Consider the following 24,988-nt stretch of genomic DNA (forward strand, 5'->3'; position numbering starts at 1 on the left):
CAGCCTATTCGTACCGCGTTTCTTCCGTGGGAACGGCGATCCAAGGGAAGAAGATGAGGAACTTGGTGCCTGTCCCCGGTTCGCTTTCGACCAGCACATCGCCCCCGTGCTCTTGCAGAATCTTTTTGGTGACCGGCAGCCCCAGCCCCGTTCCGCGGTTGCCTTTGGTTGATTCAAACGCGGAGAAGATCTTCTCGAGCATTTCAGCCGGGATTCCTTGGCCGTTATCTTCCACAATGCAGACGAGTTCCCGAGTCCCTTCGCGGAATTCGGTCGAGACAATCACGCGCGGCTGATCGGCTTCGCCGACTGCATCGATCGCGTTGGTAATCACATTCAAAGCGGCCCGATGGATCCCTTCTTCGTCGAACTGTCCTATGGGCAGGTCGATGTCAGGCCGGAACTCGAGCAGGACATCGTTTTCCTTGGCCCGCGTTCGCATCAAGTTAACGACATCTTCAATGACGTCGTTGAGCGAGGCGTTGCTGCGGTCTGGCTCGCGTTCCTTGCTGAAGGAAAGCATGTCCATTACCAAGTGCGCGATACGGTCTTGATTGCGTGAAACGATGCCCCAGCCGTGCTGGATGACATCGATTTTCTCTGACTTGATCCCTTCTTCAATGATATAGCTACCACCATGGATCCCCTGCAGGATATTCTTCACATGATGCGAAATGGCGGCGACTGCCTGACCCATAGCAGCAAGTCGTTCGCTACGCACCACCGCCGAGTAGTAGTGGGTGTCCTCCACGGCGAGTGCAGCCTGGTGGGCGATGGCGATCATCAACTTCAGGTGTTCTTCGGTGAAGCGCGACTTGGTGGTCGAAGCGGACATATCTGGCGGGATGAACGTATCGATATAGATGGCCCCGACAATGCCATAGCGACCTTGCATGGGAACGCAGATCGCTTCGTTCACGCCGCTGTTGATGATGCTGCCTTCAGGTGACCATCGCTGATCGTCCTGGGCATCCGAGGTGAGAACCCCTTCGCGGTTGGTCAACACATACTCGAGAATCGTGCGGCTGATGGTGATCGATTCGTCGACGCCTGAGCGTCCTTCGCGTACCCGCTGGGCTTTGGCTTCGGGCTTTTTCGTTTGCGAATCAATCAGGACGATACAAGCGCGGTCTGCTTCAACCCAATTGAAGATCAAGCCTAGCAAGTAATCGAGCAGTTGTTCGATATCCAAGGTGCGGCTGACGGCCAAGGCCGTGTCGTAGATAAGCTGCAGATTGTCTTGCAGGTGCTGCGATTCGCCTGGCTCGCGAAGTTCGGAGGGCAGAAAGATCTGGCTTCCTTCCTCGTGGCGAATCGAATGAATGATTCGCGAGCCTTCGCGATGGCTTTCCTGCAGACTCACGCTGATTGGGCGTGTCGCCGGAGCAGACGCCGTATGCGTGAAAATCATCAGCGTGTGACCCAGTTGCAGACGATCGCCGTGGGTCAATTGGCATTCGCTGACGGGCTTCTGATTGACGAAGCAGCCGTTCGAGCTTTGCAGGTCGACCAGCTTGAATCCATCGCTGGTCAGGCGGATTTCCGCATGCCGGCGAGAAATCTCGGTGTCGTGCAGCACAATTTCGTTACCGCGATCTCGACCGATCGAGATCATATCGCGGGCCAATTCGAATCGGCGTCCTTGGTCGTCGCCTTGGATGACAAATAGTGAAGCCAAACTGGAATTCTCGGGAAAGGACGACTCGGCGGACAAAACGTGTGGAATCTCTACGCGGAAACAATTTTACGACGATTGGCTATCCGCTGGCAATGACGATAGCGATGGTTGACGCCGCGCTGCTGGCGGAAAAGAATCGAAGGTTGCCCAACTTCCCCCAATTCGGTGAATCCCTCCTTCGTGGAAAACGCTTCTATGCCCAACATCACCATGCTCTTGCGGACGTTCTTGCTTTTGTTGCTTTTGGCGATGCCATGCGGCCTGCGGGCCCAGGATGCCGCGGTTGCGCCTGCGGAAGCGACCAAGACCGACAGTTTGAAAGAAACGCTCGGCTACCTGGCCTCCGACCAGTTGAAGGGGCGCGGAATCGGCAGTGCAGGGCTGGAAGAGGCGTCGCAGTTTGTTGCCAAGCAGTTTGAATCAATGGGTTTGAGAACCAATTTGGTGAACGGCACGCCGTTTCAAGAGTTTGACGTGAACGTTTCGTCGGAGATGGGACCCAAGGACAAAAACTTGCTGAAGTTGGTCTCTGGAGAAGATACGAAGACGCTCAAGCTCGGAAAAGACTTCACGCCGCTTGCGGTGGGGGGAAGCAAAGTGTTTGATGCCCCGCTTGTTTTTATGGGCTACGGAATTTCCGCCGAGAAGCTGGAATACGACGAATACGCCGACATCGACGTGAAGGGGAAGGTTGTCGTGATTTTGCGGAAAGAGCCCCAGCAGGGCAATCCGCATAGCGTGTTCGACGGTACGCGGGCCTCGCAGCATGCGTTGTTCAGCCGCAAAATATCCAATGCCTATCAAAACGGGGCCGCCGCGGTCATCTTGATCAACGATGCCCCAGGCCTTGTCGAGATTCGCGGTCACGTCAAAGCCGCATTTGAAACGGCGGTAGCCGATCTGGTCAAACGTCAGCAGGCGTATGCCGATCAGGAAATGCATTCGCCGGAAGAAATCGAAGCCTATATGGGGGACGTCACCCGGCTGAGCAAAAAAATTGCGGAATACGGCGATCAACTCGAACAGGGCCTAGATGAATTGATTCCACTGACCGGAGCAGGGGCCGAGTCGAGCCGTCCTAGTTTTCCAGTGATGTTCGCCAAGCGAAGTGTCTTCGAGCCATTAATCGAAAAACAATTCGGTAAGTCGCTTAGCGATATCGAGATTTCCATCGATCACACACTAAAACCGGTTGTGGGGCCTCTAGGCGATTGGAAAGCGGTCGGCGAAACCGATATCGTTCGAGAAACAGCCACGATTCGCAACGTGATTGGAATGATAGAAGCCCCCAACGCCACATCAGACGAAGTGATCGTCATTGGTGCCCACTACGATCACCTGGGCATGGGGGGCTCTGGTAGCCTGGCCCCCCTCACGCACGAGATTCACAACGGCGCGGACGACAACGCCTCGGGGACAACGGCGCTGCTAGAAGTTGCGCGACGCTTATCGGCCAAGAAAAACGAGTTGCGACATCGTGTGTTGATGATTGCATTCACAGGTGAGGAAGAGGGGCTGCTGGGAAGTGCCCACTACGTGAAAGAGCCTGTCATTCCGATCGACAAGACGCTCATGATGTTCAATATGGATATGGTCGGACGACTCGACGAGAACAAGTTGATTGCGATGGGAAGTGGGACGGCCGAAATGTTCGAGCCGATGTTGGATCGATTGAACGAGACGCACAAGTTTGAACTCACCAAAGATCCAGGCGGATTTGGTCCAAGCGATCATTCTTCGTTCTACGCCAAACAGATGCCTGTGCTGGCGTTGTTTACCGGAACGCACAACGACTATCACCGCCCAAGCGATGATGCGGACAAGATCAACTACGAGGGAATGTCCCGGATCATTGATTACGCGATCGACATTCTGCTGGCAATCGACAAGGCGGACGATAAGCCGATGTATGTCGCCGTCGAAAGCAAGCAGCCTGAGATGCGAGGCGGATCTCGCCCCTATTTCGGCAGTATTCCGGACTTTACCGTCGTGGGCAAAGGATACGGTATTCAGGGATCTAGCCCCGGTAGCCCTGCTGCCGAGGCTGGTATCACGGGCGGTGATATCCTGATCGATTTAGGGGGCAATCGTATTGGTGGGCTCGAAGATTTTGACGCCGCGCTACGGAAGTTTAAAGCAGGGGACAAAGTCGAGGTAATTGTTCTTCGTGATGGCAAGGAAGTGAAGCTGACCGTCACGCTGGCACCTCCTCGATAGCAGCTTGTTCAATCTGGGAAGACCTGTGAGCATGGGTATCTGGCTTGGCCCATGCTAGCCCGTGAATCGTCGTGGATTCGCCACGCAAGAGGATTTCTACATGCGATGCCGAACCACGTGTGCCGATAGGGCGTAGTAACCTCGCGAAGGTCTAGCAGTCCTGCTCTTAATCAAGATCGAAAAGAGCAGGACAAGAAAATGCACAGATTGCACTTTACGTGATCGCGTCACTTCGGCAGAATATCGCGACTTTCCCGTTAGAAGGCGTAATCGCAATCGTTTTTAATTGTTCCGTGGCAGCCACCCGCCATGGGCTGACCCACGAGATATGGTCATGAGGACCAGTTTTGTCCAGCAAGGAGTGCTGAAAGTGAAGCGAATTCTCTCTTGTTTCTGTGTCGCGGTCGCGTTGGCCGTTTTCTGTCAAGCCAGCACTGCCTCGGCCCAACAGGCCAGTGCCGGTAACATTGCCGTGATCGATATCCCGGTCATCTTCAAGAACCATGCTTTGTTTAAGAAGCAAATGGACGAGTTGAAGGTCTCTGTCGATGCCGCAGAGCAGGCTTTGACCCAAGACCGCGATGAAATGAAGAAGATGGTTGAAGAACTGCAGGGTTACAAAGCCGGTACACCGGAGTACAAAGCCCTGGAAGAAAAAATGGCCAAGGTACAGGCCAATTTGCAGGTCAAAGTTGGCATGCAAAAGAAGGATTTCATGGAACGCGAAGCTCGCGTTTACTTCAACACGTACAACCAGGTGACTCAGACGGTTTCGACCTTCGCTCAGCGTCACCACATCACCTTGGTGCTGCGTTACAACAGCAACGAAATTGACCCAACCAACCGTCAATCGGTTCTGGAAGGTGTTAATCGTCCGGTGATCTACCAAAACCAGATCGACATTACCTACGACATTTTGAACATCTTGAACAACGGTGTTCAGCAGAATGCAGCCGTTCCTGGCAGCCAGGTTCCTCAACCTCGCTTCTAAGTCGGCCCGCACTGTTGATGGGTACTACGAACAAGGGCGAGGCCGCAAGGTAGGTCTCGCCTTTTGTCGCTTTAGGGTTTCCTTTGCCGCTATTGGCTAGATTTTTCTTCTATGAACTCCGCATCCATCGCCAACAATGGCGAACCGATCGCACGACTTCAGCAGACTCTTAAGACATCCGCATCGGTCTCTGGCCGCGGATATTGGAGCGGAAAAGAAGTAACCGTCCGCTTCGAGCCTGCCGCGGAAGACACCGGTATTGTCTTCGTCCGCGAAGATATGGAAGGTGCACCGCAGATTCCTGCGTTGGTCGACCACCGAGTAGAAGTCCCGCGCCGTACAAACCTGGTTTATCAGGGAGCGACGGTCGAGATGGTGGAACACGTTTTGGCCTCTTTGGCTGGAATGCAGGTCGACAATTGCTACGTCCATGTGAACTCGGCAGAGATGCCCGGCATGGATGGTTCAGCGAAAGACTACGTCGAACAGATCTTGGCCGCCGGAATTGAAAGTCAAACAGCTCCGCGTGCTGTTTTGGCAATTTCTGAAGTGGTTCGCGTAGGGGATGACGAGTGCTGGGTTGAAGCACGGCCAAATGGGTCGAAGCGGATGAAATTCAAATACCGCCTCGACTTCGGCAGCGAAGGTCTCATTGGTCGTGAGACACTCGAAGACAAAATTAGCCCCGAATATTTCCAAAATGAACTAGCTCCCGCACGCACTTTTCTGCTACTTCAAGAGGCAGAATGGCTGCGTCAGCAAGGGCTGGGAACGCATGTCGATTTCAGTGAGTTGTTGGTCTTTGGTCCCGAGGGCCCGATCGATAACGAACTCCGCTTCGAGGACGAATGTGTGCGTCACAAAGTACTCGATTTAGTTGGAGACCTGGCCCTGGCCGGTTGCGATATCCAGGGAACGATCATCGCCAATCGGAGTGGTCATCGTTTGAATGCAGAGTTGGTTAAGCAGCTCCTAAAAGAAAACCAGGTTGCCTATATGTCACGGCGGACCGCCTGAGTTTTCTCAATTGAACGCTTCGTAACGCCGTGCGACCTAAACAGAGGAAGTTGGCAATGCGTCAGGTACGACTCGCGGTTATTGGGACCGGCCACCTGGGAAAAATCCACGCCAAATTGGCCAAGGGTATCTCGGCATTCAAGCTGGTCGGCGTTGTCGATCCGGCGAAAGAGGCCCGAGAGGCTTTCTGCAAAGAGCATAAGCTCAAGGGCTATGACGACGTCAGCGAAATCGCTTCTCAGATCGACGCCGCCGTCATCGCCACGCCAACGCTCTATCACAAAGACGTGGCCTTGCCGCTGCTCAACGCCGGCAAGCATGTCCTGATCGAAAAGCCGATCACGTTGACCACCGACGACGCCGATCAACTGATCGACCTGGCCGAGCATCATCGCTGTGTGCTGCAGGTTGGGCATGTCGAACGCTTCAACCCGGCCTTTCGCGAGGCTTGTAAGAAGGTCGAGTCGCCTCGATTTATCCGTGGCGAACGAACCAGTGGTTACACGTTCCGCTCGGTTGACGTCGGTGTGACGCTCGACCTGATGATCCACGATATCGACTTGGTATTGTCGCTGGTTCGCAGTCCGGTTGTGGATGTCCAGGCAACGGGACTGACCGTATTTGGACCACACGAAGACATCGTCGAGACACGTTTGACATTTGCCAACGGCTGTGTGGCGACCTTGACGGCTTCCCGAGCCAGTTTCAATTCATCGCGGCACATGGAAGTCTTCAGTGATGCTGGCTTTGTCGGGGTTGACTTTACGACCCGTAAGGTGAAGTCGATCGTTGCCGACGAGATCGTCAAGCAAGGTGTCTCTCAGGTAAGCGACCTTTCCGCCGAAGGGAAGAGTTGGGTGCGTGACAATCTTTTCTCGACCGTCTTGCCATGCCAAGAGATCGAAGTCGCACCGGGCAACGCCATTGATGCCGAACTGCGAGAGTTTGCCGACTGCATTCAGCGTGGGCTGACACCTACCGTGACCGGTCAGGCTGCCCGCGAGGCCCTGGCGGTTGCTCTGCAGGTGAACGAAGCAGTCCAAGAGCATCGCTGGGATGGCGGCAAGTTCAACCTGGTTGGCCCCACCATGCGTCCCGAGCCCAAGCGAGTTGTGGCTGCCAAGAAGGCCGCGTAGTTTATCTGGGCAACGATTCAAAAAGAAAAAGCCACCGCCAAATAGCGGTGGCTTTTTTCGTTGTATTGCTAGTCGCGATCGAATCGCAAGTTGATCCTGACTAGCCGCATGTACTGACCCAAGCAAAAAAACTGGGCCATCCATTTATCTCGGAGCCGACTGGCACCCTAAGCCAGGTCGCGATCTTCAAACAAGATCAGGGCCAGTAGCATCGTGAGTGCTCCGTAGAGCACGGTGTACATCGCGGCACCTGCGAGGTACATCATGGGGATCTCGCGACCGGCCGAGATGGCGCCGTAAATCTCGAAGTTCTTGAGCACCGGTAATATGGTCGCGACGAAACTCGCCACAAACTGCACCGGTTCAAACCCTTCGACGGACGCCTCCATGATTGAGGGCGTTAAGTGTCCTAGTGCCCAAATGCCGAAGGTCAGCATGAAGTTGGCGACCATAGGAAGTCGCGTAGAGATCGCGACCGAGACGCCTGCGAGAACCAGGGTTTCCATGAAAACCAGCAGCACGCCTGGGGCGACGGTCATGGCTTCGTGATGGAGCAATTGCCAGGTGATGCCCTTTTCTCCTTCGTACTCGACGGTTGCCCCTTCACGCTTGTCGAAGATCGGCTTCTGGGCGACTGCGACCACGAAGACCGAACTAATGATGATGAACAGGACGCTTACCAGCCAAGCAATACCGGCAAACTTACCGAGCACGAACTGACGGCGGCTGACCGGTTTCGAGAGCAGGGTGAGGGCCGTTCGTCCTTCGATTTCTTCGGAAATACTGCGGCTGGCAGCCCAAATAGCGACGACGATTCCCAGCACCATCATGGCCTGCAGGCAGGTATGCTTGAGCACTTTGATGTCTTCGCCGAATGTTTGATAGGGAATGTAGATCGAGGCCACCATGAACAAGCAGCCCACGACCGCACAGATCAAAAACAGGAGTTGATAGATTTCGCTTCGCACGGTCGCCTCGGCAATGGCCGACATCTTCGGCAATAGGCAGACCATGGCGAAGAAACTGCCATAAATCAGGAAGACCAGCGTTGCGATGAAGAAGATCGACTCGGCTTCGATGTGCTCTGGCTCGGTAACGATGGTGATATCCATTTGAATATCAGAGTTCGTGATGTTTCGAGCATAGAGATCAATTGTTTCGCCGGATGGAATCTTCCGCAGCAGCGTGCCACGGTCACCACGACGCCACTCGAAACGTTCACCACCGCTCACGTCGAACGCGACCACGTCTTCATCGGTACCTTGCAGTCGGGCAACGAGTTCGATCTTGCCGGTGCTGTCGACGGTGATGTGACGCAATTGATCGGTCAACACGGTAATTTCGATCGATTCAGCCGGAACATTTCCGAACTGGTCGACTTCGCCGGAGGCCACCGGGACGACAATTTCAGTCGACGACTCTCCGGTTGTCGGAATTTGTTTCAGAGAATTAAGGATCCCAATCGGGTTGCTGACCATCGGCAGTAGGGCGAAGGCCATAAAGATCCAGATGCCCATCACCACCGAAATCGGCATCAAGACCGGGCCTTGCAGTGCCTGGGTGCAGCGTCCGCCTAGTTTTGGCGAAATGGCCAGCAGAAGGGCCCACAACAGGGCAACTGCCAAAATGCCAAGCACCACACCAACAGCGAACAACCAAATGGCCGTGGCCAGATGCTCGCGATTAAGTTCGGCGATGTAAAAGAAAAAACCAAACAGGGAAGAGTTGATCGGGATCATATGGAAATTGCAAGTTTTCGGGCACGAAGCAGACGAAAACGCTACTTCGCGAGGGTTGAATTAATACTGGATCTCGAAAGTCTCAAATTCGTTGGTAGGTTCCGTCCACTGGCATTCCACGTCACTGATGTACTCGAACATTCGGTCACGAATAGAAGCCAGGAAATCGCTGCATGCTGATTTGGTTCCCTCGACGACGATTTCCACGTTGCCACTGGGAAGGTTCTTCACCCAGCCAACCACGGGAAACGACTTCGCAATTTGGGTAGCGGATTGCCGGAATCCGACGCCTTGCACATGTCCGGAAAAGACCACATGCATTCGGGTTGGCTCGTCCGTCATGTCACTACCCCTTCATCAACCGCGCGATAGCAATAGCAAGCCATCATCTTAGTTCACGCAGAGGGAATCAGCTAGGTACGGAAACTCTATACGTGGCAAGATGTTGGATGGATCGCCCTATTAAGTTTTCTTCACCGGTATTATGCGGGATTGAACGAATAGCGGGGCCTTTCGACCCCGGCCATACCGTCCTGTAGGGTGGTAAGGTGGCCAGATTCTGAGATTGACGCTAAAGCAGACTCCTTGGTAGCGTCTCGCCACTATGAAAAACATCAGCCTTACACTCGCCCTTGTTCTCACTTTCGTGTCGGTTCTGTGCGCCCAGCCGCCAAACACGGCACCCTATCAAGGCGTCCTAGTCCTGACCAATGGCAATGCCATGCAGGGGCAGATTACGCAGGAGGGTGAGTTCTATTCATTGGCGATCAACGAAGACTCGGTCATTCGGCTACCGGCCGAACGTGTCGCGTTTGCCTCGAAGTCGATTGAAGAAGCCTATTTAAGGCAAAAGGCTCAGGTAGGCACAACGACCCTTAGTGATCATGTCGAGCTGGCCAACTGGTGCCTGGGACTCGAACTGTGGGAAGAGGCTGCCTATCACCACGCGATCGCTTTGAGGTCAGGGCCTGACCATCCGGAAGTCATCCGTCTGGGACGCTTATATCAGGTGAAGCTGAACGAACGAAACAACCTCGGCAAGGTCGAGACTGTCCAGTATTCATTGCCGGTGACTCAGCCAGAGCGGATGCTCGACGAAGTCGAAAACGACCAGCCTGATCCGTCTCTTTCGCCACAAGTGGTGCGGTACTACACCAGCACGATTCAGCCCATCATGTTGAATAGTTGCGCCGCAAGTCGTTGCCATGCCGAGAACTCGGAGAATGCGTTTCGGCTGGTCGAATTTGAGAATGTTCGCTCGATCCCACAGCGAATGACGGTACGCAACATGAACGCGGCACTTCATTTCATCGACTACGAGCAAGCTCAAAAGAGCCAACTACTTGTGAAGAGTTCTACCCGGCACGGAGATGGAAATGCTCCGAATCTCTCGCCGGAACAACTCCGAGCGATCCAGGCGTGGGTGTACGCCGCTTCTCGGGGGCCTCGACCGCAGCGAAATCATATCGATTCATCGATCGTTCCGGCATCGTTCAATGCACCATCCAGCGTTCCTAAGGCCCTGGCCGACCCCGGCCCGGCGATGTCGAAACCCCTTCCGTCGACACCACCAAACCCGATTTTTGGCGGCAATGCCAATGCCGCGATGGGAGGCCGCGAGCGTCCTTATCGGTCGCCGCCTCAGAAGGGCGTGCCCGAGAAAGTGAAGCCTGAGACGCGCGACGAGTTCGATCCCGAGCTTTTCAACCGGAAATTTCATTCCAATCGGGAGGAACCGCTATTCCCGGAATAGCGAACGTCGATTGGCCCCAGGCGACCAAGAAGTCTCGGTTGCTGGAAAGTAAATCGGGATCCCGCAAAAGGACCTGCGGCGTGAGCCAGTGTGTTTCCGCGACTTCGGCAGCGTGAAGCACTAGTTGGGCATCCTGTTCTAGGTGGGCATGCCACCACGCGACCGATGTTCCCCAAGCCGTGACCGTTTCAAAAAGCCGAACTCCGGCAGTCGCGGTTACGCCGAGTTCTTCCTGGATTTCCCGCACGAGAGCCTGAGGCTCGGATTCGCCATGCTCGATGCCACCGCCGGGGAAACAGACCTTACCGGGAGCGACAACCAATTGGCTGCGGCGGATGGTTAAAAACTTATTGTGGCGGAGAATCACCCCTACGACCGCTCGCTTTCGGATGGGAATATTGCTCTTTTGAGGCATGATAGTCAGGGGGCCCCTTTTTACTTAAGTTGTTTATTGGCAATAATTATTGTCGGTTGTTCATGTGCGGGGCGATTATTCGATCAGCCCACGCCATGGAAACCTATTAACTGCTACAATGTAGCGGCGTATAGATGGTTAAATAACCGTGAACTTGTCCGACTGCAAAGGATAATTGCATGGCGGAAAATCCGCGTAACGAAGATCAGCCAAATGAACGCCCCAACGGAGGTGGCGGAATGCGGCCTAATTTTACCGTCGTCGCATTAGGCGTCTTGCTTGCTGCCGTTGTCTTGATGCTGATCTCGACCGCAGACTCCCCTTATACCACGCTGAAAACTTCCGAGTTTGAAGAGCAGCTTAAAAAGGGCAATGTCGAAAAAGTCGTTCTAGGGGATATGGAAGCTCGTGGCGAGCTGAAGGTCCCGTTGAACGTAATGGAAATCAAGGACGGGAAGGAAGTCGTCAAAGAGGACTCCGATAATAATCCCATCAAACGGCCGAAAGCGTTTCGGACGCGGGTCGCGTCGCAGGATTCGCCGGCGTTCGAGTCGTTGACGAAAATGCTCGAAGAGCAGAAGAAGAAGCAGCCAGGCTTGAGTTGGGATTACGACAACTCCTCAAGGGCCATGCAGTCGATCATCTGGATCGTCATTATGCTGTTGCCGCTGGTGTTTCTGTTCATTATCTGGAATAGCTTCCGCCGTAGCCGCGATCAAATTATGGGGGGTGGCTTCCTTTCGGGGTTCAGCAAAAGCCCTGCCAAACGCTACGAAGCGACCCGCAAAGCGATTACTTTCAAGGATGTGGCTGGTCTGGAAGGCGTGAAGAGTGATCTCATGGAGATCGTCGACTTCCTCCGCACTCCAGAGCGTTTTGAACGCCTGGGCGGCCAGATCCCCAAGGGCGTGTTGCTGGTGGGCCCTCCGGGTACCGGCAAAACCCTTTTGGCCCGGGCCATCGCGGGCGAGGCGGGTGTGCCGTTCTATGCGATCAACGGTTCGGAATTCATTCAGATGTTTGTCGGCGTGGGTGCCAGCCGCGTTCGTGACCTGTTCAAGACGGCCAAGGATAACAGCCCTTCGATTATCTTCATCGACGAAATCGACGCGGTCGGTCGTCAGCGTGGAGCAGGGCTGGGCGGCGGTCACGACGAGCGCGAGCAGACGCTCAACCAGATCCTCAGCGAAATGGACGGGTTCGTACAAGGCGAGACGGTGATTGTCGTTGCGGCGACCAACCGGCCAGATGTCCTCGACCCGGCACTGCTACGTCCTGGTCGATTCGATCGGCATATCACCGTTGATCGACCGACGCTTAAGGGACGCATCGAGATTTTTAAGGTTCACGTGCGGGACGTGCCGCTGGCTGACGATGTTAAGCTCGATCGCCTGGCCGCCGGTGCCGTGGGGCTGACCGGTGCGGACATTCGCAACCTGATTAACGAAGCCGCCTTGTGGGCAACCCGTCAGGACCGCGACGCGGTGACGATGGAAGACTTCGAATACGCTCGCGACAAAATCTTGATGGGTGCGCGGCGTGAAGAAGCCTTGGTGGCTCGCGAGAAGGAAAAGACCGCCTACCACGAAGCAGGGCACGCGCTGCTTTCCTGGTTGTTGCCAGGGGTCGATCGCCTGCACAAAGTGACGGTGATCCCCCGCGGGCGGGCCTTGGGTGTGACTCAGACGCTACCCGAAGAAGACCGCATGAACATCAGCGAAAGCGAACTGTACGATCAGTTGGCCTTCATCCTGGGTGGCCGGGCTGCGGAAAAGATCGCCTACAATGAATTGAGCGCCGGGGCTGAGAACGACCTGGAACGTGTCACTCGAATGGCTCGCCGGATGGTGACCCAGTGGGGCATGAGCGAGCGTCTGGGGCCGGTGAATTACAAGATCACCGAAGAAGACCCGTTCCTCGGTCGCGAAATCCATGAGAATCGCCACTTCAGCGAACACACGATGCAGATCATCGATGACGAGGTCGCACGCATTTTGCATGAAGCTCACAACAAGGCGATCGACGTCCTGACCGTCAATAAGGATAAGCTGATCAAACTGACCAATGCGCTCTGCGAGCACGAAGAGCTTTCGGATCGCGAAGTTGAAGAGTTGATCGGGCCTTCGGTGCATCGCTCGAAAGCGAGCAAGCTGAATTCCGAAATGGAAATCGCCTCGAACGGGCATATCTCGCCTGCTCCTGAGATCAACACGGAATTCATCAAGGCAGATGAGTCCAACTAAGTTTCCTCTCGCGTACACGAAGAGAGAGGACAAGAGCTTTCATGGCGAAAAAAAGCAAGGGCCAGCAAAAACGCCGCGTGGAGTTCCGTAAGAATCGTACCCAGAAAGTACGGCAAGGGGACATCACCAAGAACTTCAATCGCGACGAATTCGATGTCGATAAGTCGGTCCATCGCGAACGAATTTCTGGCAAAGGCGAATTGACCCGCAAGCGGACCATCGTCGGCCAGGAAGGGGGCGATGGAGATAACGCCGAGAGTTTCTCGATCCATGTCGATAAAGAGTGTCTGACTGGACGCGTGCTACGCGTGCAAGGCCTGATTAGCCATGTCGAAGCCCCAGACAAGTCGGTTTATCAGTGTGCTACGCGCCGACTGCTCAAGACGATGGCGACCGATGCTCGGCATGTGGTCGCCGCCGGCGATCATGTCTGGTTTCGTCCTAGTGGTGAGGGCGAGGGGGTCATCGAGAGCGTCGAACCCCGCTACGGGGTCCTTAGTCGTTCGAGCCGCAGCCGACAGCATGTTATCGTCGCCAACGTCGATCAGGTGATCATCGTGGGCAGTGCCGCTGAACCGGGGCTGAAACCCAACTTAATTGACCGCTACCTCATCACGGCCGAGTATGCCGGGATTCGCCCGATCATTTGTATTAACAAAGTCGATCTTCTGGATCCGGCTCAGTTGCAGACGATCGTTGGGGTTTACGGTAGCCTGGGGTACGAAGTCCACATGGTTTCGGCCATCGAAGAGATCGGCATCGAAAGGTTACGGCGAGCCCTGCACGGGAAAGATACCGTGTTGTCGGGGCAGAGCGGGGTGGGGAAGTCGTCCCTCTTAAATGCCATCGAGCCTGGGCTCAATCTTCGGGTGAATGCCGTCAGCCGCGAAAATGAAAAGGGCAAGCATACGACCACCACGGCTTCATTGATTCCGCTGGCGACGTCAGGTCACATGGTCGATACGCCTGGGATTCGCCAGTTTCAGCTCTGGGACATCATTCCTGAGGAAGTGGCAGGGCTGTTTCGTGATATTCGTCCATTTATCAACCATTGTCGGTTTCCGAACTGTACCCATACGCACGAAAACGATTGTGCCGTGAAGGACGCAGTCGCCGATGGTATTCTCGATACTCGGCGGTATGAGAGTTATTGCCAGATATTTGCCGGCGATTCGGCCTAGGTCATTAGGTTAAATACCCACGCAATGGGGGTGGGTGTTGGGGCGATTAGACGAATATTTCGGCTCAGATCGACTTCACCGCAGTATCAACTGGGTGAACTGGTAAACTTTTAATGGAGAGAATTCTCTGCTTGGATACAATACTTAAAGGAAGATGCACGGCTTCTTATCACCCTGGCCGTGAGCGCTGAAGTCCACTTTTCGCCAGCGCGATCAAGTTTTTAGGCAACAAGATTGATGCCCGATTCCCCGAGAGATTCAGACGATTCGCAAGCACGTGGTCGCGGTCCGTTCGCACCGTCGTCGGGCGACGTATCGGATCCTCGCGGTAGCGATTCGGCTACGGCCGATCATTTGCCGGATGGTCGAAACTTTCTAGAAGAGCCCCCTACGGTTATTTCTACCCAGAAGGGGCACGTCGGAGATTCAACGAGCCGTACCCTTTCCGTAGCCGAATTGACCCTGGGTAGGGAATTGGTTGGCCAGACGCTGGGGCACTTTCAACTCGATGCGTTTGTCGGTGCCGGCGGCATGGGGGCCGTCTTTCGTGGACACGATACCCAGCTTGATCGCCGCGTGGCGGTGAAAGTTCTTTCTGGCGAACACAACACCAAAGAAGATACGGTCCGACGCTTCCGTAACGAAGCCCAAAGCGCGGCTCGTTTAGATCATCCCAATATCGCTAGGGTCTACTTCGTTGGCGAAGACAAAGGGTGGAACTACATTGTCTTTGAGTTCATCGACGGAACGAACATCCGCGATGAAGTCGAAAGAACGGGGCCTCTCGAAATCGAACTGGCCGTCAGTTACCTCGTGCAAGTGGCCGAGGCCCTCGATCACGCATCGGCACGCGACGTGGTGCACCGTGACATCAAGCCGTCCAATATCTTGGTCGACTCCCAGCATCGGGCCAAACTGGTCGACATGGGCCTGGCGCGTCTTCATCAGGTCAACTCGCAAGACAGCGATCTGACGGCGTCAGGCATGACCCTTGGCACGTTCGACTACATTTCGCCAGAGCAGGCACGCGACCCACGCAGTGCCGACGTGCGAAGTGACTTGTATTCGCTGGGATGTACGTTCTTCTTCATGCTCACCGGCAGGCCTCCTTTCCCGGAAGGCACCGTACTGCAGAAATTGCTGAGCCACAGTGGAGAAGAGCCGCCAGATCCTCGCGAGTTCCGAGCCGAAGTGCCGGACGAAGTCGTCCAAATCTTAAGCCGATTGATGGCGAAGAACCCAAACGATCGATATCAGAAGCCGGGAGAACTGATCGCTGCGGTGCTGCTACTGATCGATGATCTTAACCTAGCCGCACCGCACGTGACCTCGGCGGTATACGTTCCGACCACCGAGCAGCGTAGCACGGTGATCGAGCGGCACCTGCCGTGGGTGATGCCGGCGATCATTTTGCTGGTTGTGGTATTCGTGTTGGAAGCCATCTGGTCGGCGCAAGATGACAGCTTTATTTCCGACGCGAAGCCTAATCTTTCTAACGCTGCGGAAATGCAGCCGATCGCGACGCCTGAGAAGCCGGCGGTGCCTGACTCTGGCAGCAAGCCTGGCAAGGGAACGAGTTCTAACACCGTTACGCCCATCGAAGATACCAAACCTATTCCCGTAGACTCTCCGAAAGTTGTCGATAACGTCTCCGACGCAGGCAGCAAGTCGCTGGTGCCGGTGCCTGAACCAGCGACGAAAACACCGGCAGTTGCCGATGCCGAGGTCCCTCCGACGTCCGATACAGGGTCGTCTTCGATGCCAATAGCGGCCAAGAATGTCATTGCCGTTCCGACCGATGCGGCAACTCTTTACGAGGCAATCGCCAAGGCTCAGGCCGATCCTGGTTTGGATACGATCGAGCTACGCTATTCGGGCGAGTTAGGTGTTGAACGCCCGTTGATCCTGGATAACGCTAGTCTCACGATTCGTGCGGCTGCGGGATATTCGCCGGAAATCGTTTTTCGGCCGCAAGAGTTTGAACCACTCGAGCGGATGATTCTGGTCAGTTCGAATAAACTTTCGCTGCAACAAGTTCACGTCAAAATTGCCTTGCCTCCGGTTTCCATGCGGATATGGTCGCTGTTTCGATTAGAGAACGCCGAGTTGGAACTGGATGGATGCCAAGTGACCGTCCAGCGGGACGACGAGATGATGATCCCGGAGACCCTGCGTCGGGCGACGTCGGTTGTTTCGGCTCTTTCAACACCGGTCGAGTCGGCGGCACCTTCCTCGCTTAGCATGGCACGCTACAGCATCGTCCGCGTGAAGAACTCGATGGTCTGTGGCGAAACGAGCTTGATCCGCACCAACGGTCAGCAGCCACTGCGGGTCAGTTGTGAAAACAGCTTGCTGGCGATTTCAGGAAATTTGCTCAGCTCGAATTCGATGGCAACCAAGAAAGAGGTCAGCGGAATCGTGCAGTTCAAGCTGGCCAGTTGCACGATCGACACCGGCAGCAGTGTTTTTCAGCGAGAAGGAACCTGGACGATTCCCCTGAAGGTTCCGATGAACGACTGCATTGTGACGTGGGGGAAATCGAAGCCGTTCCTCTTGCAGCGAAGTTCAACGCAGTCTATTGACGAACTCTCGAAGTCGCTCGATTTCGAGTGTGAGGATAACGTCTATTGTATGGGCATGTCTTCGCGAGAGATGATGCTTATCGAGTCGACCGCCGGGATGACCAGCAAGACGTCGGTAGACTATACCCGCTGGAAAATGATGTGGGACGATCTGTTTTCCGAACCCAGCGAATCGGTTTGGGCGAGTCCTTTACCGACGGCCACTTCCTACTCGAAACGGCTGCCGGCGGACTATCTGCTGCTGGACGATTTCAGCGAAAACCCGGCTGTTCGACCGGATGAACGCAACGCCGGCATCGATTTTAGGGAGCTTCCCTTTATCAAATCGCCCCTCTCTGGAGCGAGTGGTACTGGGGCAGCGGCCACAAATTGATCGAAAGTCTGTCGGCTGTTCAGGTTGCCGTCTGGCACACTCGAAATGTAGAATCGGGCTTTCTCACCCATCCCAAGCCGACAACGTGAATGGCCGCATGGAATTTTCGAGAGTTTTTCAGTCTAGTTGCCTTCTTTTCTGTCTCAGTTTTTTAACCGCGTGTGGTAGCGGTTCGCCGATGGTCACCGATACGCTCATCTATGGGCGGGGTGGCGATGCGAACGCGTTGGATCCCATTCACACTGATATAGGCGAGTCGGTCAAAGTCATCGTGAATATCTTTGAGCCGTTGGTGGCTTACGATGATGAGACGCTCGACCTGGTTCCCGGCCTCGCAGAATCTTGGGAAACGAGTGACGACGGGCTCGAATGGACTTTCAAGCTACGCCCTGACGTCAAGTTTCACGACGGAACGCACCTCGACGCGGAGGCGGTAGTCTTTACATTTCAGCGGATTCTGGATCCCGATCATCCGCACGTGCATAGCAACATTATCCCTTACTACTCGAGCTATTCGCAGATCGAGAACATCGAAGCGGTCGATGACTTGACGGTGAAGTTTACGCTGAAGCAACCGCAAGCGACCTTTCTGGCCAATATTGCCATGTTCCCTTCCGGGATTGTGAGCCCCACGGCCGTTAAGAAGTACGGAGCCGATTTCACACGTCATCCGGTGGGGACTGGCCCATTTCAGTTTGTGCATTGGAAGCCCAAGCAGGAAATCGTGTTGTCACGCTTCGACGATTATTGGGGAGAGCCGGTCGGCATAGAGCGTGTTGTCTTTTTGCCAAGCGAGGAAAGTTCGATACGCGTAACGCAGCTTAAACGAGGTGAAATTCATATTGCCGACAATCTGCCGCCGTCGGAAGTCGATGGCTTGGAAAAGACGCCTGGGGTGGTCGTGCAATCGACTCCGGGGATCAACATCGGCTATCTCACCATGCAAACACAAAAGCCACCTCTCGATAAGCCTGAGGTGCGTCAGGCAGTTGGTTATGCCATCGACCGCGATCGTCTGATCGAGGTTGCCTATGCAGGACATGCTCAAAAGGCCAAGTCGATGGTTCCGCCAACACTGTGGGGGCATAGCGACGATGTTCCGGAAAAAGAGTTTGATCCGGAAAAGGCAAAACAGCTTTTACAGGAAGCTTCTCAGAAGTATGGCTTTGAATTGCCGCTGAAGCTCGAGTTGTTCGTAATGGACCAGCCTCGTCCTTACATGCAACAACCTCGGCAGACGGCGATCTTTATTAAAGATGCTTTGGAGAAAGTCGGGTTTCAGATTGAAATCATCACCAATGACATCGGCCAACACTTTCAAAGAATGACGCGAGGCGAGCATCAGTTAGGGCTGAGCGGTTGGAGTGCCGATATCGCCGATCCACACAACTTTTTGCATACGCTGCTGCATTCAGAAAATATCAACGAAATTGGTGGTAACAACCTGAGTCAGTACAAGAACGAAGAGGTCGATAAGTTGCTCGATGCGGCTCAGTTTGAACTCGATCAGGAAAAGCGAACTCAACTATACAAGCAGGCTCAACAGTTGATATCTGAAGACGCACCGGTATTGCCACTGGTTCACGTTCCCGTGCGGATTGCCCAACGCGATTTTGTGGAAGGGTACAAGCTGCATCCTTCGTCGCAGGTTCGCTTAAAATCTGCTCGAATCGCGGAGCAATAATGGTGTGGGCGATGCTTATTCAGCGGCTCGCTCAGGCCGTTGTTACGATGTTGATTGCGGTTTTGGCTATCTTTGTTGCTGTTCGCGTACTTCCGGCTAATCCGGTCATTGCCCAGTTCGGTCAGCATGCCGTTCCGGAGAAGATCGAAAAGGAAATGGAAGAGCGTGGCTGGAATAAACCTTTATGGCAGCAAGCGATTACTTTCGTCGGACAAATGGCCCAAGGCAATCTCGGCGAATCGTTCGCTCGACCGGGCGAGAAAATTAGTTCCCGGTTAGGGCAGGCCGTACCGGCTACGCTAGAACTGACATTCGCGGCTATGCTGATTGCCATTCCGGTCGGTGTTTTTGTGGGAACGATCGCGGCTCTATGGAGAAACGCTTGGCCAGATTGGATCTCGATGGCCATTGCTCTGTTAGGAGTGAGTATCCCGGTCTTCTTCCTGGCGATCTGTTTGATTGTCGCTTTTCCACTGATGCCTACCGGTTACCGGCTGCCACCTGGCACGCAGCATCAATTGCATACCGAGTTTTACTTTTTTGAAGCTTTGCTAACGGGACAGTTTCAACTAGCGGCGGTCAGTGCCCGACATTTGGTCCTGCCAGCGATAGCCCTGTCAACGATTCCCTTGGCCGTTGTTTCTCGCGTTACCCGCAACAGCATGCTGGAAGTGCTGGATGCAGATTATTTGCGAACGGCACGAGCGAAAGGGGCTAGTCTGCTGCGAATGATCGTCCGACATGCGTTTCCCAATGCTTCTCTTTCGGTACTCAACATTGTGGGTTTTCAATTGGGAATGCTTCTTTCCGGAGCAATCCTGACCGAAACGGTCTTTAACTGGCCTGGTCTGGGAAGATACGTTGTCGATGCGATTCGCGACTACGACTATGCGGTGGTGCAGGCGTGTGCGTTAGTTTTGGCTGGCCTTTTTGTCACGCTCAACCTAACCCTGGACGTGCTGTTTCTCGTCTTTGATCCTCGTTTACGTGAGGGCAACCGAAGTTGAGTTCCGCTTCATACGAACTAACCACTAGTGCTCCTTCGATTCGCACGCGGCTCTTTCGAGTCCCAGGGCTATGGATAGGGGGAGGGCTTATTTTTACGTTTGTGTTTTGTGCGATCTTCGCCGGCGTGATTTCGCCATATGGGCCTGACCATCGCGACGGTAAGAACCAACCGCCTAGTGCTGCGCATTGGCTGGGGACCGACACGAATGAAAAAGACGTCCTCACGCGGGTAATTTACGGATCGCGTCTGTCTCTCATTGCGAGCGTCACATCGATCAGCTGCGCGGTGGTGGTCGGTGTGGGGCTAGGATTACTGGCCGGATATCGAGGTGGCCGAGTCGATATGCTGGTCATGCGTTTGATCGATATTTGGCTTTCGTTTCCCAGTTTGCTGATTGCCTTTCTGGTGATCGCGGCCATGAGGCCTGGCTGGACGGCCGTGATTTTTGCGGTGGCTCTGATCAATGTGCCGGTCTTTGCTCGGCAGATCCGTGCCGAAATGCTCTCACTCAAGCATGCGGCCTATGTGGAAGCGGCCATTGCGGCAGGGGCTTCACCGTTCTATCTGGTGACATTCGTATTTCTACCGGCGGTCAGCGGAACGATCTGGGTACTGGCTACGCTAGGGCTTGGTCACGCGATCCTGGAAGTGGCTGGCCTGTCGTTTCTGGGAATCGCTGGCGATCCGTCGAACGCCGAGTGGGGGTCGATGCTAGTCGAAGCGAAGGGGGAGCTACACGTAACGATTTGGCCTGCGGTTGCTCCGGGGATCGCCATCTCTCTGACAATTTTGGGGTTCAATCTCTTCGGCGATGGCCTAAGAGAACTATTGAGTCGTCGAACGAGAAGCTTTTAAAGCGTCCTTCTGCTAGCGAGAAGTCCTGCTTTTCTCGCAAAAAATTGAACGGATTGCCAGTCGAGGCCGTAATTATCGACGTGAATTCAATAAGAATGAGATAAGAAATTCGCAGAATAGACCCGTTTCGGCTATTCATGAACTCGCTTGCTTGACACGTTAATCTTGGCAAGCTTAACTAGTAGGGTAGGTTGAGTTCTACAGAAACTACTATCTTCCCGCCGTCGAATATCCCACCTGCGACGGTATGATTTCCAAACGGACTCGTCGGCGGGTGTACTTTGCTTGGAGAGACGATTCATGAAGAAAATTGCGTTGTGTTTGGTGGCTGTTGTTGCTGCCTCTTCTTACTATGCTACTCCGGCTTATGCGGTTAAAGCTTTCGCAGACGCATTTGTCGAGAAGTACAATGTTGCTGAACCTACCACTGATTCCGAGAAGGAATTGGCTGTAGTGGTCAAGGAAGCCAAGTGTAACCTTTGCCATGGTGGTAAGAGCAAGAAGATCCGAAACGAATACGGAATCGCTCTTGGCGAACTGCTGGACAAGTCCGAATACGGCGCTAAGCGTCGTAAGGAAGAGCCTGAAAAGGTCCAGGAAGAACTCTTCGCTGCTTTGGACAAAGTCGCCAAAGAAAAGTCCAAGTCGGGAGAAACTTTCGGCGAGAAGATCGCCGCCGGTAAGCTTCCAGCCGCTGAAGGTACCGACGTCGAAACTGAAAAGTAATCTTCAGTTTGAAACGATTCAAAAAAAGCCCCGCCTGTTGTGCGGGGCTTTTTTCATGCACTGATCGTTCTGCTTACTACTTCACGCGAATGCGGACGGTCGTTTCGAAAGCGTCACCCCCTGCTAAGACACGAAGGCCACCGTCGTAGCCTTGTCGCCGTAGCTGGAACGCATCGGGAATGCAGGTATATGGCTCGATGCAGAAAGCTTCGCGATGCCCTGGATTGTAGAGAACGACCGACTCGAATTGATCGTCGAACTGCTGCTCGATCGTTCGCCCCGATCCTGGGTCGTGAATCGAAGTGGTGCAGAGACCGTCTTCGCACTCGAGACCGCCAAAGCCGTTGTCGAACTGAGTATCCTTAAACAACATGGGATCGAAGGGATCGGAGTCGCGGTTGAATTGATTGCCGCTGGCCAATTGCTCCTTGAACTCCCACGAGAAAGTGAACGGTACGACAATCTCGCAGTCGTCGGCCGATTCTCCTCCGATAGGGACATTGAAGTAGGGGTGTGTCCCTAGACCAAATGGAAGTGGCTTGGTGCTAGGATTCTCGACACGATAAGTGCCGGTCAGCGTCGAGCCTGAGATTTCGTAGGTAGCTTGGATTTTGAAATCCGCCGGCCATTGTTCCAGAAGTGTAGGATCGTCCTGCGAAGCTTGAAACTGGGCGGTGATCTTCGATTCGGTTTGCTCGGTCACTCGCCAGGCACGGTTGAACACGAAACCATGAATTGCGTTTCCCCGTCCGTCACCCTCGGGAATTGTGAACTCGCGGTCTTCCCAAATGAGTTTGGTCCCCTTTAGGCGACCTGGAAAAGGAAAGAGAACCGGAATGCCGCTACTCGAGGGGCGAGCCGACCCGTCGACGAAATCTTTGGCTGCCCAAAGTACATCGACCTCTTGCTCGTCCATCTTTGCGACGAACTGAAAACAATTGAATCCAAAACTGGGGGCAATCTTCGCGAACGATCCGGTGGCCTGGTCGCGAATTTCAATGACTTCCAAACTCATGGAAATGATTTCTTGGTTAGGTGACTCAACTTTGGTTTGGGAACGATGATGAAAGCTCTTAAAGCGAAGTTAAAGTTCTCCCCGGCTCAAGAGCATCGTTGCGGTCATCAAAACAATGGTTCCAGCTAGTGTCATCATGGCCATGTTCGCTTTTCGCGTGCTGCGATCAAAAAAGGCGAGACCGGCCAGTTGATGCATCAGCCAGAATGCCAATCCGATGCTCAAAGCGAACATGGCAGTGCACAAGCTATCACCGCCCATCAAACGCGATTGTTGGGCGGAATTCAAGGTGGTTGTTAACACAAATCCGACTGGAATCTGTAGCAGCGTCGGTACCACCGCGATCGTAAACGCGACTGCGGCCGTCGGTTCACGCTGGTTTTCAGGTAGTTTTCTCAGGCAGAGCATGCCGGTAACCAGCCCACTGACCGCGAAAGAAGCGAACCAGAAATGGAGTGTGAACCAGATCACTTCGCCATGGAGTAACAGCGAGCGAAACTCACCAGAGTCAATCGGTGATTCGACGTCGACTTCCCCGCGAGCCACGAGCCCGAGAATCGTGAACAGGGTTGGAAAGTGATACAGCAGATTCGTAGCAGCGAGAATCGCGAGGAAGCGAGAGAGAAAACGTTGCCAACGCTTGGGACGCTTTCCATATCTCCACCAAACGAGATAGCCAATGGTGCAAACCAGGGAGAAAGCGATTTCCCAGAATCCAAAGATGATCTTCGAGTCCCAGATACTTTCAATGGCCTGAAAGTAGGCGTCGTTTCCCTGCAACCAAACCAGGACTCCTTGAATCAAGCCCATAACCATGCCCAGAAGCAGGGCGAGTACCGACCACCACCCAATGGTGCGTCCTACCGAAGCGATTTCCTCGCTATCTTGCCGGCATGATCTTGCGTCGAGCCAAATCGATAAAAGCGGGCCGACCGAAGCGAGATTCATCAAAATGAGATGGAGCGAGAGGGTGATAATTCGCAAGTAAATCAAGGAGGACTCCTGATCAAATCAGCCGTTTCGAGCGAACACTACCCTTTATAGTCGACTTGGCGAGCATGAGATGCGAGCCCGAAGTCCTTTGTATCGAATGTTTTCCGGCATATTAGCTGAATTGGAAAGGTTGTTCGAGCGGGTAAATCGCCCTGCTTGGGTCGATCGGGCTGCATGATGGGGAATTTTAATAGTTATAATCGACCAAACGCACCCTTGCCCGCCATTCGGGTGTCATGTTGACGAAGGTAAAGTCCGATTGTTAAATTTAGCGATCCCAGGGCGATTAGCTCAGTTGGCTAGAGCGCTTGCCTTACAAGCAAGATGTCGGGGGTTCGAGTCCCTCATCGCCCACTTTTTTACACCCGTAACTCGTTGAGAGTTATGGGTCTTTCTATGCGCTGCTTGTGTGAATTAGGACATTCGGACATGGACGAACGCGAAGAATTGTTGGCAGCCATTTGCGAAGAAAACTCCGCCTCGATGGAGGATTTGACCGAGCAATATGGCCCCGAAAGCTTTGGCAACCACGAAGCAGTCGACCGAATCTACGTGACCGAAGCGAACTGGAGCGAGCATATCGCCAGTCACCCGGCGATCCTGCTGGACGCGAAGGCCTATGAGATGGCTGTTAAAATCAGCGAAATGATGGCTGAATTGTACGATCACTTGGCCGTGAAAGATTAAACGGCTAATTGGTAGGGCGAAAGCTGCAGCATCCGATGTATCGATGCTGTAGCTAATCTTCTTCATCCCCAGTGTTGTACCGCTGCCGGGTCTGCGGGACGTCTTGTCCGGCATGCAGCTGTGCTAATGTGTGTTGCAATATCGTCGGCAAATCGGACTCCGACAGGTCGTCGGTGGAGAAAATCTTGGCGGTACAACGGGATAGGTTTTCCCGATCGCCGCCAAATTCATCGGCATCGACCAGTAGCAAGACGCCTGTCTGTCGCCGCAAGAGCATCTCGTCCATGAATTCCATGGGGGTCAACTCGGCGAGCATGGCTTCCAGCTTATTCTTGGCGACCTTGATGCGCTGGGCCCGGTTTTTCTTTTCCCATTCGATCAATTCCGAGAGTTCTCGTGCGGAAACCTCTTCGTTGAATTTGATGCCGAGTTTTTTTCCCTCTCTTTTTTGGGCTTCCGTGGCAACCGGTGAGTTCCGCAAGATCACCGTCGAGTCGCCCCGGTCTTTATCGTTGGACTTTTCGGATTTCTTTTTTCCGTTGGAATCGGATACCGCATCTGCACTAGGTACGCGGATCGCCTGTTTGCAGCCGGGACACGAGATCTTTTTGCCGGCATACTTAGCCTTGGCTTTGATCGTGTTTCTACAGTGTTTGCACTTAAAGCGGATCAGGTCGTCCGACATCGTTTGCAC

20 protein-coding genes and 1 tRNA gene are annotated in these 24,988 nt (G+C 54.1%); 14 read left to right on the top strand and 7 right to left on the bottom strand.

What is annotated here, in order from left to right; all coding sequences use genetic code 11:
- Positions 1-4: 4 nt before the first annotated feature.
- On the bottom strand, positions 5-1,678 hold the full coding sequence (locus HOV93_RS21730; protein WP_207398657.1) for an ATP-binding protein: 1,674 nt from the start codon (positions 1,676-1,678) through the stop codon (positions 5-7).
- 195 nt (positions 1,679-1,873) lie between these two features.
- Between HOV93_RS21730 and HOV93_RS21735 the strand changes: the two genes are divergently transcribed.
- From HOV93_RS21735 to HOV93_RS21750, 4 genes are all read left to right on the top strand, one after another.
- Positions 1,874-3,895, top strand: coding sequence for a M28 family peptidase (locus tag HOV93_RS21735; RefSeq protein ID WP_207398658.1), 2,022 nt, complete (start codon positions 1,874-1,876; stop codon positions 3,893-3,895).
- Positions 3,896-4,229: 334 nt separating this feature from the next.
- A complete protein-coding gene (locus HOV93_RS21740) occupies positions 4,230-4,886 on the top strand; it encodes an OmpH family outer membrane protein (protein WP_207398659.1) in 657 nt (218 codons plus the stop codon).
- A 111-nt stretch (positions 4,887-4,997) separates the two neighbouring features.
- A complete protein-coding gene (lpxC, locus tag HOV93_RS21745) occupies positions 4,998-5,903 on the top strand; it encodes a UDP-3-O-acyl-N-acetylglucosamine deacetylase (RefSeq protein ID WP_207398660.1) in 906 nt (301 codons plus the stop codon).
- A 56-nt stretch (positions 5,904-5,959) separates the two neighbouring features.
- Positions 5,960-7,039, top strand: a complete 1,080-nt coding sequence (locus tag HOV93_RS21750) for a Gfo/Idh/MocA family protein (RefSeq protein WP_207398661.1) — start codon at positions 5,960-5,962, stop codon at positions 7,037-7,039.
- Positions 7,040-7,206: 167 nt separating this feature from the next.
- Here the strand turns inward: HOV93_RS21750 and HOV93_RS21755 are convergent, their stop codons facing one another.
- The gene (locus HOV93_RS21755; protein ID WP_207398662.1) at positions 7,207-8,778 is read right to left on the bottom strand and encodes an ABC transporter permease; all 1,572 of its coding nucleotides are present in this window, start codon (positions 8,776-8,778) and stop codon (positions 7,207-7,209) included.
- 60 nt (positions 8,779-8,838) lie between these two features.
- On the bottom strand, positions 8,839-9,120 hold the full coding sequence (locus tag HOV93_RS21760) for an acylphosphatase (RefSeq protein WP_207398663.1): 282 nt from the start codon (positions 9,118-9,120) through the stop codon (positions 8,839-8,841).
- Positions 9,121-9,382: 262 nt separating this feature from the next.
- Here HOV93_RS21760 and HOV93_RS21765 point away from each other — a divergent pair, with 262 nt between their 5' ends.
- Positions 9,383-10,531, top strand: a complete 1,149-nt coding sequence (locus HOV93_RS21765) for a hypothetical protein (RefSeq protein WP_207398664.1) — start codon at positions 9,383-9,385, stop codon at positions 10,529-10,531.
- Here HOV93_RS21765 and HOV93_RS21770 read toward each other — a convergent pair.
- Entirely contained in the window at positions 10,482-10,946 is a 465-nt protein-coding gene (locus tag HOV93_RS21770) for an NUDIX hydrolase (RefSeq protein WP_207398665.1), read from the bottom strand. The two genes, HOV93_RS21765 and HOV93_RS21770, sit on opposite strands and share 50 nt — an antisense overlap.
- Before the next feature lie 179 nt (positions 10,947-11,125).
- Here HOV93_RS21770 and ftsH point away from each other — a divergent pair, with 179 nt between their 5' ends.
- From ftsH to HOV93_RS21805, 7 genes are all read left to right on the top strand, one after another.
- A complete protein-coding gene (gene ftsH, locus HOV93_RS21775) occupies positions 11,126-13,189 on the top strand; it encodes an ATP-dependent zinc metalloprotease FtsH (RefSeq protein ID WP_207398666.1) in 2,064 nt (687 codons plus the stop codon).
- 41 nt (positions 13,190-13,230) lie between these two features.
- Positions 13,231-14,370: a ribosome small subunit-dependent GTPase A gene (gene rsgA / locus HOV93_RS21780; protein ID WP_207398667.1), complete on the top strand. Its 1,140-nt coding sequence runs from the start codon at positions 13,231-13,233 to the stop codon at positions 14,368-14,370.
- A gap of 237 nt (positions 14,371-14,607) precedes the next feature.
- Positions 14,608-17,325 (top strand): serine/threonine protein kinase, encoded by a 2,718-nt coding sequence (locus HOV93_RS21785; RefSeq protein ID WP_207398668.1) that lies wholly within the window; start codon positions 14,608-14,610, stop codon positions 17,323-17,325.
- Between the two features lie 178 nt (positions 17,326-17,503).
- Positions 17,504-19,009, top strand: a complete 1,506-nt coding sequence (locus HOV93_RS21790) for an ABC transporter substrate-binding protein (protein WP_207398669.1) — start codon at positions 17,504-17,506, stop codon at positions 19,007-19,009.
- Positions 19,010-19,020: 11 nt separating this feature from the next.
- Positions 19,021-20,016, top strand: a complete 996-nt coding sequence (locus tag HOV93_RS21795; RefSeq protein WP_235990785.1) for an ABC transporter permease — start codon at positions 19,021-19,023, stop codon at positions 20,014-20,016.
- Positions 20,013-20,873 carry an ABC transporter permease gene (locus HOV93_RS21800; RefSeq protein ID WP_235990787.1) on the top strand — a complete coding sequence of 287 codons (861 nt, stop codon included), beginning with the start codon at positions 20,013-20,015 and terminating at the stop codon, positions 20,871-20,873. Before HOV93_RS21795 ends, HOV93_RS21800 begins: the two co-directional genes overlap by 4 nt.
- A gap of 300 nt (positions 20,874-21,173) precedes the next feature.
- Complete coding sequence (locus HOV93_RS21805; protein ID WP_207398671.1) at positions 21,174-21,599, top strand: hypothetical protein; 426 nt, start codon at positions 21,174-21,176, stop codon at positions 21,597-21,599.
- Positions 21,600-21,675: 76 nt separating this feature from the next.
- Here HOV93_RS21805 and HOV93_RS21810 read toward each other — a convergent pair whose 3' ends face one another.
- Together HOV93_RS21810 and HOV93_RS21815 are read right to left on the bottom strand one after the other, a co-directional pair.
- Complete coding sequence (locus HOV93_RS21810) at positions 21,676-22,614, bottom strand: aldose 1-epimerase (protein ID WP_207398672.1); 939 nt, start codon at positions 22,612-22,614, stop codon at positions 21,676-21,678.
- Positions 22,615-22,683: 69 nt separating this feature from the next.
- Positions 22,684-23,607 (bottom strand): hypothetical protein, encoded by a 924-nt coding sequence (locus HOV93_RS21815; RefSeq protein WP_207398673.1) that lies wholly within the window; start codon positions 23,605-23,607, stop codon positions 22,684-22,686.
- A gap of 280 nt (positions 23,608-23,887) precedes the next feature.
- Between HOV93_RS21815 and HOV93_RS21820 the strand changes: the two genes are divergently transcribed.
- Positions 23,888-23,961, top strand: a tRNA-Val gene (locus tag HOV93_RS21820).
- Positions 23,962-24,036: 75 nt separating this feature from the next.
- Positions 24,037-24,294, top strand: a complete 258-nt coding sequence (locus HOV93_RS21825) for a hypothetical protein (RefSeq protein ID WP_207398674.1) — start codon at positions 24,037-24,039, stop codon at positions 24,292-24,294.
- A 52-nt stretch (positions 24,295-24,346) separates the two neighbouring features.
- On the opposite strand, the gene HOV93_RS21830 is transcribed toward HOV93_RS21825, so the two are convergent.
- The gene (locus HOV93_RS21830; RefSeq protein ID WP_207398675.1) at positions 24,347-24,988 is read right to left on the bottom strand and encodes a hypothetical protein; all 642 of its coding nucleotides are present in this window, start codon (positions 24,986-24,988) and stop codon (positions 24,347-24,349) included.

Source organism: Bremerella alba (assembly GCF_013618625.1).
GTDB classification, from domain to species: Bacteria; Planctomycetota; Planctomycetia; order Pirellulales; family Pirellulaceae; genus Bremerella; species Bremerella alba.